This is a genomic window from Acinetobacter sp. AS167 (assembly GCF_037152175.1).
In the GTDB taxonomy this organism is placed as follows: domain Bacteria; phylum Pseudomonadota; class Gammaproteobacteria; order Pseudomonadales; family Moraxellaceae; genus Acinetobacter.
The window spans coordinates 523,064-536,592 of the sequence record NZ_JBBCMP010000001.1; the positions used below are offsets into that span (position 1 = coordinate 523,064).

Genomic DNA, 13,529 nt, shown 5'->3' on the forward strand with positions numbered 1-13,529 from the left:
ATGAAGTTTGTTCGCTAAATGTTGCAGTAACTTGTATCAAAAACAGTTGAAAGTTGCTGCATTTAATCCACTATTTTTAAAATTTATTTATGAATTTAAGGAGCTTATATGTCACTAAAAACATTAAGAGATGCACCCGACGAAAAAAAGGAAAAAGCTCTGAATGACTTTTTAAATTCACAAGAGGATAAGAATTTTCCTCAAGAAGTTGTGGCGCTATATCTCGATTGCTCACCATGGACACTTGCGCGAATGAGATGTGAGCAAAATAGCTTACCGTTTACGAAGATAGGCAGAAGGATCAGTTATAAAAAACGTGATGTGCTACAGTATGAAAAAAGCAGAACAGTTACCTGTACTGCTCAGTTAGTTTGAAGGCGGTTACCCCGCCTTTAATTCTTTTAAACGCTCTTTCCAAACAGATTGGTAATTGAAACAATCAATTTTTCCCTGATATACAGCTTCAACCATATTCATACATACTCTAAGTTCTTCATCTGGAATTTGGACATATCCACCAGTAACATCAATACGTGGGCGTGCTGAGTGATTTAAAAGCCGCTTTGTAACATAGATATTAAATCTTAATAAATTACAGATAGTGGCAAATGTACGTCTAAAGTCATGCAGTGATACGTAAAAGTTAACTTTCTCACCAACTTTATTCAGTAAAGTATCAACTTTGGTAGCGTGCATATTCCAAGAAGTAGGTATTTTGGTTGCAGGAAATACCCAATCATTTTCACGCAGTAACCAGCGTTCTTTCAAGATACTTAGTAAATGATTTCCAATTGGAAAAGTATGGTCATTACCATTTTTTGTATCTAAAAAGATGATATTCCCTTTTTTAAGATCTACTTCGCTCCATTTTAAACAGCACACTTCCTGCTTTCGACAACCTGTGTACATACAAAATAAGATAATGTCACGGTTCGTGTTCGATCTTGCAGTGTCTTCTAAGTTCAGCTCATCCTTATAATTTAAAACTGCATTGTAATAAGGATGAATGATGTCCTTATGTAAATATCTTTCCCTACTTTTTATTTTGTTCCATCCTTTAGTAACGTTGATCACTTCAACAGGATTACTCTTAAGGATTGGTTTTTCATCCGTTGAATGAAGAACATGAATGTATCTCCATAAAGTTCCGAGAAGTGAAACAGAGCTATTGGCTGAAGATTCACTTAAATTTGAAACTTCAATAAATTTATCAAGAACTTCTTGTTTGGTGATTGAAAATAATTTCTTATCATCCCATTTTAAGTAAGCACTAAAATACTTCTTATATTGATTGATGGTTTTAGGTCTAAAATCATTATTAGCTAAATATATTTTTAAAGCATCACTAACAGTTATATCTAAGGGATCAAGAACATCTACAAATTTGATTTCTTTTTTATATTCACCGTTTGCAATTTTAGCTAAGATCATTTGTGCTTTGGCACGAGCATTTGTAAATGGTAAGTCAGTAGTTTTTCCAATAGTTACTCTAAACAACTCACCTTTATAACGTCTTTCAATAATATAAGTTTTGCTCTTATTTGTTACTCTTACAGCGAATCCAATTAGATCACCATCCCTATACATTTTTTGACCTTTTTCTGTCAATGGAATACCATCAACTATAGATTTGTTGAGTTTCATGTCTAATTCCAACTGTAGTAAGTTCCGATTTATACCTGTTTCCCAACAAGTCTACAAATAGTCTACAAGCACTATTTTACTACAATAAAACCCACGAAAATTCATACCTATATTATTGAAATGTAATGTTTTTATACTTTATGTCAGTCCACAGTGCGGTAATACCAAAAGTAGAATCCACTCAGTCTGTATTGGATTGGCATGGCTTGCATATCGTTGCATTCACTTGGATTTTCAAACAGTTAGAAGAATAAAACGTTGTATAAGTTTGTACTCAAAAGCACTCATCCGTAGTTCAACTGTATACTGCTAAAAAATATTATTTTTTCAAAAACCCATAATACTCTGTTATATATTTAATGTCTTTTAATAAAAATATATTTTGCTTATTTGGTAAAATTACTAGATTCGTAACAGACTCACGAGGCACTAAATTTAACGCAAAACACCTAACACCTTGATAATTGTCAAAGATTGAGCTGTTAATCTCGATATTACTAGACCTACATTTGGGTTGGTTATTGTAAAAAAAGATCATGGATATGCTGCATATATATTTAACAGCCAATAACTCGGAAAAAGAAATTTAGACTTATTATATTGCAAATCATTGTTTTACCTTATAAGTATAGGAAGCTATCAAATTATATTTAGATTAGTTTGTTATGATCGATATTCAAATAATACAGTAAATTAAATCTTAAACAAAAAGTATAATCTGTAAATTAATAAGAATAAATTATGCTCTCTAAGTCTATATTTAGTGATTAAAAATTTAAAATAACAATTTAAAAATATTGGCACCCCCAAATTTCTCTTCGCTTGGGTTGAATTTGTTCCACTAGTAAAAATAAAGTAAATAAAGGCATTATATACATCATTGGCTCCATCCACGCTATACATAACCACATAAATGGCCAACAAGCTCCTACGCAGTACCAGGCTTTTTTAATTCCAAATTTAAAATTATCAATACCAGACTGAAGCCCAAAAGGATTAATTTTTGCAGGAAGATGACAGCGATTTAGACTGATTTTTTTATATGGAGTTATCTGCCATAGAACTAAAACAACAATAATAAAGCATGCCAATATTATTTGGTTATGTAATAATTCATTTAAATAATGTGTCAAAATTGAGAGTAAAATACCAATAAGTGTCCAAAAAAACATATAGCCGATAAAAAACAATATTAAACTTAACGTCCTTTTTCTCTTAAAGTTCTTTTTCTGAACATCCTCTACAGATAAAAAAAGTAATGGTCAACAGCTTGATGGTATTACACAAAAACAAATTAAATCTGATTTGGATAATAATTTAATCATGGCTTTTACCCCATTAGATTCTTTACAAAAAATTGAAAGTAGTAATAGCGACATCAAAATAGGTCAACAACAGCTTAATTTTAATATTAGTAAAGTCTTTGGTATAAGTAATGAAAAATTTAACGCTGATTTAGCACTTCCTTATGGCGATAATTTAAACCGCTATTTAACTTTAAATGGGATTGATGAATGGACCTTAACATCTACTCTTGCAGGACATCCTTTCCATATTCATGTGAATCCTTTTCAAATTCAATCCGTATATAAGGTTGATGGTTCAAACAATCGTATAGGTAGAGATATAACTTTAGAGAAAAATACTAATCCTTTATTTGATAGTTTAAATGGCGTATGGAAGGATACTCTTTTTGTTCCAACGGGTTATGAGATTGTGGTCAGAACCAAGTATGAAAAATTCACAGGAGATTTTGTATTACACTGTCATATCTTAGATCATGAAGATCAAGGCATGATGCAAAATGTCCGTATTTGTGATCCGAATGATAAAGATTGTAAAACAAGACCATTTGGATCTGTTGTACCTGCAGGACTTCATTCACATGCACATTAAATGTATTCGTTCAGTTCTGATCAGACATAGATCTTGAAAAAGAGAAAGTTACCCATTTTGATAAAGGTGTCGAATCTTAATCAAACAAAGGTAACTTTCTTATGTTTTATACAAACAATCAAACCATCAAGCACAAAGTAGGCTTACTCAATTTAATAACAATTTTGTTCCAGCAAAAATTACTTATTAAAATCAAATCATAGTAGATAAAACATAATAAAAACATTCTTAACGCCTTCACCTTTACCAGAGTTAAGTAAAAAGGCAGAAGATAAAGTCATATTAGCAAACTGGTACCTTAAAAAATATTTAAAGTGTATCTTATAGCAATACCACATTAAAAATACACTCTACTACTTCTTTTTAAAATCTTAGGGGTAGAGTTTATGTCTTTTCAGCATCATTCTAATGATTTTCTTCCCCCTATTATGGCAGGTTTAATTTCGGTCATCGTTAATTATGGTGGTACCTTTATTTTAATCTTCCAAGCTGCACAGATGGCTGGTCTTAGCCCTGAACTCACTGCCTCATGGGTGTGGTCTATTTCTATTGGGGTTGGTATCACAGGAATATTATTAAGTTGGTATACCCGAGAACCCATTATCACTGCATGGTCTACGCCTGCCGCTGCATTTTTAATTACGACACTTGTAACTGTGCCATATTCCGAAGCAATTGGAGCATATTTACTTTCTGCACTGGGATTTGTGATCTTGGGAATTACGGGCTATTTTGAAAAATTGATTCGTCTAATTCCAGCGGGTATTGCATCTGGTCTCTTGGCAGGTATTTTATTGCAATTTGGGATTGCAGCCTTTACCAATATGACAATTGATCCTTTTTTGGCGATTTCATTATTTTTGATTTACCTCATCACCAAGCGTTTTTCTGCAAGATTTTCCATTATTAGTGTCTTGATTTTTGGCTTTATTTTCTTACTTTTACAATCACGGATTGATTTCTCTGGATTTGAACTAAAATTAGCCTCGCCTATTTTTACCACACCAACTTTTTCTATAAACTCGATACTGAGTCTTGCCTTACCTTTATTTTTAATTACCTTAACAGGACAATATATGCCAGGTTTACTGGTTCTTAAAAATGATGGTTTTCACACCAATGCTAAACCGATTCTTATCGTGACAGGCTTAGGCTCGTTCCTCATGGCTCCGTTTGGTTCACATGCATTTAATCTTGCTGCGATCACTGCTGCAATTTGCACTGGAAAGGAATCCCACGAAGATCCATCAAAACGCTGGATTTCAGGGATTGCCGCAGGTGTGTTTTATATTCTTGTTGGAATTTTTGGTGTAACGTTAGCAGCTGTCTTTGCAGCGTTTCCAGTCGCTTTTATAAGCACTCTAGCAGGACTTGCATTATTAGGTACAATTGCTGGAAGTCTTGCAAATGCGATGAGTGATATCGATTGCCGAGAAGCCTCACTTATTACCTTTCTCTCAACGACAGCCAACATCACTTTGTTTGGTGTTGGGGGTGCATTTTGGGGTTTGGTTTTAGGTCTAATTTCATATCTTGTACTCAATGGAAAATTCAAAACCAAGACACTTTCTTGACCCTACAGGACTAAAGAACTGATAGTGTTCATAAAATAATCATTTATAAACAGCATATTACCTTTAAATATGCTGTTTTAATTTATTCAGAGCCTAAAACCTCATTCTATAAACCCAGAGATCATTTGATTGACTACAGCTGGTTTTTCAGCATGTAACCAATGCCCGACTTGTTCAATGACTTTAACTTGGCTATGACTAAACTGGGTTTCGATTGCAGAAAAATGTTCAACTTTTGAGATATAGGGTGAGTTTCCACCTTTAATAAACAATGCTGGAATAGGATTCACCTGCTGATTTTCCCAACTTAAAATATCGGCATAATGATTAAATAAAGCTTGGACATTAAACAGCAATTTTCCCTTACTGAATGATTTTAATAAAAATTGAATCACCATTTCTTCATTTAAATACTGACGCATAATCTCTGTTGCTTCTTTACGAGATTCAATTTGTGCATTTTCAACCGCAAATAAGGCTTTAAAAATTTGATCATGGTGATTTTCCTGATATGCAAAGGGTGTCATATCCAAAACAATCATTTTTTGCATACGATCTTGCGCTAAATCTGCAAGTTTCATTGCAATTTTTCCACCCATAGAATGTCCAATCGCGATAAATTTTTCAATATTTAAATGATCAAGTGTTTGCAAAACATCCTGAGCCATCAATTGATAATTCATTTCATCTGAATGTGCAGAATGACCATGATTTCGAACATCAATTTGCAATAAGTTGAATTTGCCTTGAAATTCACGTGCAATAATGCCCAAATTACTTAAACTTCCAAATAACCCGTGAATCAATACCAGTGTGGCTTTTTGAGTTCCATGGCTATCTTGAGCTTGATCGTATTGATAATTCAGTAACATTAAAAACCATCCAGAATTTAAATATTGCGTTTGCGCTATGATGACAAGAAGCGAAATTTAGAACAATAGTTTTATCATTCATTAACAATACTGCGACTTAAAAACAATCAATATCTTAACTATCTCTCTTCCAATACCGCACTTGATACATTGTTTAAGTTTTATCTTATTTATCCTCTATTTTGTAGTAAATGCACATTTGGCTATAAATATAGACAAATGAGCGGTGGCCTTAATTTAAAGTTGAATAAATAATAAAAAATAAACCTCAATCTACTGTTGAGTCGGGGTTTGAATTACCTATATTATCAGACTTGATTTTTTCGATTGATTTAGGACTTTAGACCATGTTTCAACATGTAGATCCTTATGCAGGTGATCCAATTCTTTCTCTAATGGAAGCCTTTGGTAAGGATGAACGGACACACAAAGTAAATTTAAGTATTGGTCTTTATTATAATGAGGACACAATTGTTCCTCAGTTAGACGCTGTAAAAGCGGCTTTGAAAAATATTGAACCAAGCAATGACAAGGTAAAGCTTTATTTACCGATGGATGGTTCAAAGTCATATAACGAAGCAACCCAGAAATTAGTTTTAGGTGCAGATAGCCAAGCACGTAAAGATGGCCGTGCAGTGACCATTCAAACCCTAGGCGGTTCTGGTGCACTTAAAGTTGGTGCAGATTTTCTAAAAAAATACTTTCCTGAATCTGATGTTTGGGTGAGCCAACCGACATGGGAAAACCATATTGCGATTTTTAATGGTGCGGGAATCAATTCACATTTCTACCGCTATTTTGATGCAGCAACCAATGGTGTCAATATTGAAGGCATGTTAGAGGATTTACAGCAAATCCCTGCAAAAGGCATTGTTCTCCTTCACCCTTGTTGCCATAACCCAACAGGCGCAGATTTAACACCTGCTGAATGGGATCGTGTGATTGAAGTACTGAAAGCACGTGATTTAATTCCATTCCTCGATATTGCTTACCAAGGTTTTGGTCAAGGCTTAGAAGAAGATGCTTATGCAATTCGTACTTTAGATAAGTCGGGATTGAATTTCATTGTTAGCAATTCTTTCTCTAAAATTTTCTCACTATATGGTGAGCGTGTTGGTGGTTTAAGCTTTATTTGTGATGACCAAGCAACTGCACAAAAAGTTTTAGGTCAGCTTAAAGCAACTGTACGCCGTATCTACTCAAGCCCACCTACAACGGGTGCCTTAGTGGTTGATAATGTATTGAATGATGCAACATTAACTGAAAAATGGCATGCAGAACTTAAAGAAATGCGTGAGCGTATCATCCAAATGCGCGAACTATTAAAGGCAAAATTAACTGCTGCTTTACCTGGTCGTAATTTTGATTACCTTACAGAACAACAAGGCATGTTTAGCTATACTGGTTTAACTGCTGAACAAGTGGATATATTGAAAGATCAATATGCCATTTATTTGCTACGTAGCGGCCGTATGTGTGCAGCGGGCTTAAATTTAAAAAATATTGATTATGTGGCAACATCTGTTGTAGAAGTGATTAAAGCAACTGCTTAAATAAATTGATAAGCGTTGATTGGTTCAATCCACTGCCACTTAGCTCCCTTTCATAAGGGAGTTAAGTTTTTGAGATAATTCTTTTTTAAATGAGCATTTTAAAAGCTTAACATTGACATACAGATTTATTTTTATACAATAAGTATTCTTATCCCCTTTCTTAAAAGAGCAACGCCAATGAAGTAAGTCATTTTCTCATCATTATTTATTTAATTTTTGATGTGCAAAATAGATTCTACTCAAGGCTACACTTATCTTTTGGTTCTGATACTTTCTTTACGATAAATTAAATAATCTACTGTTATTTAAAGCTTTTATTACATACTATTTTGTGCATCCTCTATATGAGGATCATTTAATGCAACAAGCATGTATCATTTCAAATTTGAGTTTGGCATTTCCCACTCAAACAATGTTTACTCAACTGAATTTTGTGCTTTTTCCAGGGCAAACTTCTGCTGTGATTGGCCGTAATGGTTTGGGAAAATCATTACTTTTTAAATTATTACACTTACAACAGCATTCAGATTTAGCCTATTCAGGTCAAATTGCGTGGCATATCCAACATGATTATTTAGCACAATTACAACGATTAAATGCCAAAACCATAGCTGAAGCTTTAGATATTACTCATCTACACAATGCTTTTGAGCGTATTGAAAATAGTAGTGCCAGTTTTGAAGATTATGATTTGGTTGAAAACTGTTGGGATTTACCACAAAAATGGCAACAAATTTTAAGCAATGCACAACTGCCGCTTGATTTAAATTTTCCCGTTAAATCCTTAAGTGAAGGTCAAAAAACTAAGCTGGCTTTGTGTCGCTTATTTCTAAAACAAGATCATTATCTACTTTTAGATGAGCCAAGTAATCATTTAGATGCCATGGCAAGAAAATGGCTAATTGAATCGATTCAGTCACATAAAGCGGGGGTTTGTATTATTAGTCATGATCTTCAATTGCTAAATCAAGTTCAGCATATTTATGCTTTAACGGCAAATGGTTTACAGCATGTTAAGGGCAATTATGCAGATTATTTTAAACAGCACCAACAACAAGTCCATGCATTAACTCAGTCTATTCAACAAGAAAAACGTGAATTTAAACAGTTAAAGCAACAACAGAACGAGAGTTTAATGAAAGCACAAAAACGTCAACGTAAAGGTGCTCAATTGCGTGACTCGAACTCTCAAGCCAAGATTCTTCTGGATTTTAAAAAAGAGCAAGCTGGGCAAAGTTTTGGGAAATTACGTGCACAGCAAATTCGCCAAGCTGATGAAACACAAAGCAATTTACAGGAGAAACAAACAGATTTAGAAAAAATTAAACCACAACGATTTGACTTTCAATTTCAATCATTTAAGCAAGGTGAAATATTAAGAATTCACGATTTACAATTGCCTTATGCTACAACACAGAAAATAAATTTGTCACTCCAAGCCGGTGAAAAAATCCAGCTTAAAGGTGCGAATGGCGTGGGTAAATCCACCCTATTAAAAATAATTGATCAATCACAATGTACTGAAATTTTCTTTATAGGACAAAGCTTATATTTGGATCAAAATTTTAGTTTGCTCAATGATGATCTTTCTGTGATCGAGAATTTAGCTGAATTTAATCCAGATCTGCCAGAGGTTGAATGGCGAAATTTATTAGGTCAACTGCGGATCCGCCGTGAAAAAGCACTCTTAAAATTGGGCCAACTCAGTGGCGGTGAAAAACTCAAAGTTGCATTACTGGGAATAAGTCACAATCATCAAAATATAGATTTATTGCTATTGGATGAACCTGAAAATCACTTAGACATCGAGTCACGAGAATTACTTGCACATGCCATTCAGCAATTTAAAGGTGCTGTCATTCTGGTTTCTCATGATGATTGTTTTGTTGTTCAAAGTGGAATAGATGAGAAATATTTACTGAGTTAAATGGTAATGATTGAATAAATCAGTATTTATTCAATCATTTAATACTTAAATTTGTGTCATTAACCACAAGCCGCTTGGGTAATTTTTTTGGTCGCAGGATCTACTGTTACTGTCACACGTTCAATACGATAATCCATGGTTACACCTTGATTTGGCGCAACTTTACGTACGATTGATGCCTGTGTAAGCTGCTTAATTTTCGCTTCAGACATATCATTTTGTCCAATCAACTGAGTCGCACGTTCAGCAACACATGTGGTTTGAGTGTTTTGCGCTGTTTGATCTTCCGTTGAATTGGTTTGAAGCGAAGAGCATGCTGATACAGTTAAAGCCATGATACCAAGACCTAAAATTGCAACATTTTTCATAAGACGACCTATTTTGATTTTTTGCTTTAAAGCCATAACATAACAAAAAAAGATAAGCTTAGAAAATTAATATATAAAACTCATACATTTATCATGCAAATAAAAACCAGTGATTCATGATTTATCACTGGTTTTTGGTAGTTCTAAATATTTAAGCTTAAAAATTAATCACCGTACGGATTGATTTACCTTCATGCATTAAATCAAATGCTTCATTAATTTTATCTAAGCCCATTGTATGGGTAACAAATGGTGCAAGTTGAATATCACCTTTCATCGCATCTTCAACCATACCCGGCAATTGTGTACGGCCTTTTACCCCACCAAATGCAGTTCCTTTCCATGTACGACCAGTCACAAGCTGGAACGGACGGGTTGAAATTTCTTGACCTGCACCTGCTACACCAATGATGACTGATTGTCCCCAACCACGATGAGCACATTCAAGCGCTGAACGCATCACATTGACATTACCGATACATTCAAATGAATGGTCTACACCCCAGCCTGTCATTTCAACAATCACTTCTTGAACAGGTTTGTCATAGTCTTTTGGATTGACAAAATCAGTCGCACCAAACTCTTCTGCCAATTTAAATTTTTCCGGATTGGTATCAACAACAATGATACGGCCTGCTTTCGCTTGGCGCGCACCTTGTACAACAGCCAAACCAATACCACCTAAACCAAATACAGCAACTGAATCGCCTTCTTGTACTTTTGCCGTGTTATGGACTGCACCAATCCCTGTCGTTACACCACAACCCAGTAAACAAACATGTTCAGGATTTGCTTCTGGGTTAATTTTAGCCAATGAAACTTCAGCAACAACCGTATATTCACTAAAAGTTGAACAACCCATATAGTGATAAATCGGTTCACCATTATAAGAAAAACGTGTCGTTCCATCAGGCATAACCCCTTTACCTTGTGTAGCACGAACGGCTGTACATAGGTTAGTTTTGCCTGATTTACAGAATAAGCATTCACCACATTCTGCCGTATATAGAGGAATCACATGATCCCCCGGTTTCACTGAAGTTACACCTTCACCAACTTCAACAACAATACCAGCCCCTTCATGGCCTAAAATTGCTGGAAATACACCTTCTGGATCATCACCTGATAAAGTAAATGCATCTGTATGACAAACCCCTGTATGGGTAATTTTAACAAGGACTTCGCCTTTTTGTGGAGGAGCAACATCAATTTCCACAATTTCTAAAGGTTTTCCTGGACCAAATGCAACAGCAGCACGTGATTTCATAGCTAAATATCCTAATAGGTTTGTGTTTTAACAGTTGGACTACAGTAACCTTTTTCTATTTACAGATTCAACCATTAACTTAATGATATGATTTAGTAAAATTTAAAGTACTCATTGAAAGAATGAATCATTCAAAGACTTCACTTGCCTTGGTTATTTTGGCTTTTTCAATCACTGGATGCAGTTTACCTATGAATCAACCAGAACAAGAACAACAAGTTAAAGTATATGCAGATCATTGGATCAATGAGCCTCAAGCAAAACAAATGCTTACTCAAGGGCTAACTGCATATTTAGCCATGAATGATGCTTTCCAAAGTATCGCGTCACGTATCCATCTGATTCGAAAAGCCAAATATACTCTTGATTTACAATATTATATTTGGGCGGATGATTTTATTGGCAATTTAATGCTACACGAGTTGCTAAAAGCTGCTGATCGCGGTGTAAAAGTCCGACTATTGATTGATGATCAAAATGGAACAAAAATAGATCGACAATTAAGTGCATTGCTGACACATCCAAACATTTCGATCAAATTATACAATCCTTATAAATTTCGGCACTTTCGTGTAATGGATTATATTTTTAGAATGAACAGAATAAACCATCGAATGCACAATAAATTAATTATTGCTGATGGCGCAATTGCTGTAACAGGCGGACGAAATATTAGCAGTGAATATTTTGATGCTAGTGAATCTTTCCAATTTACCGATATGGATATTTTATTTTTTGGTAAAGCGGTTAATCGTGCAAATGAAGTTTTTACCGACTTTTGGAATTTTCAACTCACCTATCCCATTGATCAATTTATTCATAAAGGTTCTGAACAAGATTTATTAACTTTACGAAAAAGCTTTGAACGACTTGAACAAGCTGAACATACAGCAGATGAAAAGGTAAATCTTGAGCAGAAAGAACTTGCCAATGAGCTTAATCAAAATAAAATCAATTGGGCTTATGCCGATTTTTTAGCAGATTCTCCAAAGAAAAGTTTAGGACAAGCGCGCGGCAATGAATTAATTTCACATCAAATTCACCAGCATTTGGGTGATCCTGAACAAGAAATGGATTTGATTGCTGCTTATTTCGTTCCTACAAAAAATGGAACGAATTTTATTAACCAATTCCCTAAACAAAATGTCAAAGTGAGAATTCTAACCAACTCTTTTATGGCAAATGATGTTGCGCTTGTCCATGCGTTTTATCAAAAGTATCGAGTTGACCTGCTTAAAGGCGGAGCTAAGCTTTATGAATTTAAACCTTATATAGAACGTAACCGCCGTACTTGGTATGAGGTCCTCACAGGAAATATCATTCCAAAAAAAGGCAAAAATAAATCGAGTTTGCATGCAAAATTTATCAATATTGATGACAGAGTCTTTATTGGTTCATTTAACCTAGATCCAAGATCATTCAATATCAATACTGAAGTTGGACTGATCGTTCAGTCAGATCCTTTACAAGAACAAATTTCAAATCTATTGGATCAAACCCTATTGAGGGTTGCTTATGAGTTAAAACTTAATTCACAAGGTGAGCTAATCTGGTTAGATCATCGTGTTGATGGCAATGTGATCGAATATAAAGTTGATCCTGAAACTACACGATTCCAACGATTTATTATGTACAGTGTGTCATATTTACCACTTGAATGGATGATGTAAGTTTAGTGTAATGACAAATAGCATACTAATTCGCTAAAACATCATTATTATAAATAACATTCGAATAAACAGAGACCTTTGATCTCTTTAACCAATTCTATGTCAGTAAAGCCCGCATATTTTAAGCTTTGGAAATGTTCATGTTTCGACATAAATAAGTCACTATCGCTCATCGCGTCCGACGCAAAAACATGGTCACAGACCAAGTACATCGCATCACTTTTTAATAGCGTTTTCACTTGTTGATGAAATTGATTTGCATAGCTTTTATGGCGTAACTCATGTAAAGCTTGATGAATAATGATTGCATCATACTGTCCAAGCTGATCACGCCAATCTTCATTTTTAAAATCAGCAATCAGATATTGCGCCCGGTCTAGCTCAGAAGAAAGTAGCTTACTTTTGGAAAGCTCGTTCATTGCATAAGAGAAATCTAGCGCCGTATATTTAATCTCAAGGCAATGACTGAGTAAATGTTTTGCTAGAAAACCAGGACCTGAACCTATTTCTAAAATATTGAACTGTACGTTTTGATCAGTTTGATGCTGTTTCTCTCTGGCTGCTTTTTGAATTAAATTCACATAATAATCAAAAAAATCATAACGCCAAGGTCGTTTTTCATTGGCATCATTTGCCCATTGCAAAGCATCTTGCGGGTTTTTCAAATCAATTGGACTCGGTACATCCTGAACACTCATTATAATTATTCCACTGAAATCAATATAAATTTGCTTACTATTTACCCATATTTTAAAGCA

The 13,529-nt window shown here is 34.5% G+C and carries 11 protein-coding genes and 1 pseudogene; 6 read left to right on the forward strand and 6 right to left on the reverse strand.

Annotated features, from left to right (window positions below; translation table 11 throughout):
* Nucleotides 1-108 precede the first annotated feature (108 nt).
* A complete protein-coding gene (locus WFN33_RS02515; RefSeq protein ID WP_336951235.1) occupies nt 109-375 on the forward strand; it encodes a DNA-binding protein in 267 nt (88 codons plus the stop codon).
* A 6-nt stretch (nt 376-381) separates the two neighbouring features.
* Here WFN33_RS02515 and WFN33_RS02520 read toward each other — a convergent pair whose 3' ends face one another.
* Nucleotides 382-1,644, reverse strand: coding sequence for a tyrosine-type recombinase/integrase (locus WFN33_RS02520; protein ID WP_336951237.1), 1,263 nt, complete (start codon nt 1,642-1,644; stop codon nt 382-384).
* Between the two features lie 788 nt (nt 1,645-2,432).
* Nucleotides 2,433-2,879 (reverse strand): annotated as a pseudogene (locus tag WFN33_RS02525) (copper chaperone); the annotation flags it as partial.
* A gap of 88 nt (nt 2,880-2,967) precedes the next feature.
* Here WFN33_RS02525 and WFN33_RS02530 point away from each other — a divergent pair.
* Entirely contained in the window at nt 2,968-3,540 is a 573-nt protein-coding gene (locus WFN33_RS02530; RefSeq protein WP_336951239.1) for a multicopper oxidase domain-containing protein, read from the forward strand.
* 386 nt (nt 3,541-3,926) lie between these two features.
* A complete protein-coding gene (locus WFN33_RS02535) occupies nt 3,927-5,114 on the forward strand; it encodes a benzoate/H(+) symporter BenE family transporter (RefSeq protein ID WP_336951241.1) in 1,188 nt (395 codons plus the stop codon).
* 101 nt (nt 5,115-5,215) lie between these two features.
* Here the strand turns inward: WFN33_RS02535 and WFN33_RS02540 are convergent, their stop codons facing one another.
* On the reverse strand, nt 5,216-5,986 hold the full coding sequence (locus WFN33_RS02540) for an alpha/beta fold hydrolase (protein ID WP_336951243.1): 771 nt from the start codon (nt 5,984-5,986) through the stop codon (nt 5,216-5,218).
* Between the two features lie 347 nt (nt 5,987-6,333).
* Here WFN33_RS02540 and WFN33_RS02545 point away from each other — a divergent pair, with 347 nt between their 5' ends.
* Nucleotides 6,334-7,539 (forward strand): amino acid aminotransferase, encoded by a 1,206-nt coding sequence (locus WFN33_RS02545; RefSeq protein WP_336951245.1) that lies wholly within the window; start codon nt 6,334-6,336, stop codon nt 7,537-7,539.
* A gap of 358 nt (nt 7,540-7,897) precedes the next feature.
* Complete coding sequence (locus tag WFN33_RS02550) at nt 7,898-9,466, forward strand: ATP-binding cassette domain-containing protein (RefSeq protein ID WP_336951247.1); 1,569 nt, start codon at nt 7,898-7,900, stop codon at nt 9,464-9,466.
* Between the two features lie 59 nt (nt 9,467-9,525).
* Here WFN33_RS02550 and WFN33_RS02555 read toward each other — a convergent pair whose 3' ends face one another.
* Both WFN33_RS02555 and WFN33_RS02560 read right to left on the reverse strand, forming a co-directional pair.
* Nucleotides 9,526-9,834 carry an I78 family peptidase inhibitor gene (locus WFN33_RS02555; RefSeq protein ID WP_336951249.1) on the reverse strand — a complete coding sequence of 103 codons (309 nt, stop codon included), beginning with the start codon at nt 9,832-9,834 and terminating at the stop codon, nt 9,526-9,528.
* Between the two features lie 157 nt (nt 9,835-9,991).
* On the reverse strand, nt 9,992-11,101 hold the full coding sequence (locus tag WFN33_RS02560; protein WP_004821485.1) for an S-(hydroxymethyl)glutathione dehydrogenase/class III alcohol dehydrogenase: 1,110 nt from the start codon (nt 11,099-11,101) through the stop codon (nt 9,992-9,994).
* Nucleotides 11,102-11,292: 191 nt separating this feature from the next.
* Between WFN33_RS02560 and WFN33_RS02565 the strand changes: the two genes are divergently transcribed.
* Entirely contained in the window at nt 11,293-12,771 is a 1,479-nt protein-coding gene (locus WFN33_RS02565) for a phospholipase D family protein (protein ID WP_336951251.1), read from the forward strand.
* Nucleotides 12,772-12,818: 47 nt separating this feature from the next.
* On the opposite strand, the gene WFN33_RS02570 is transcribed toward WFN33_RS02565, so the two are convergent.
* Complete coding sequence (locus WFN33_RS02570) at nt 12,819-13,469, reverse strand: class I SAM-dependent methyltransferase (protein WP_336951253.1); 651 nt, start codon at nt 13,467-13,469, stop codon at nt 12,819-12,821.
* Nucleotides 13,470-13,529: the final 60 nt, after the last annotated feature.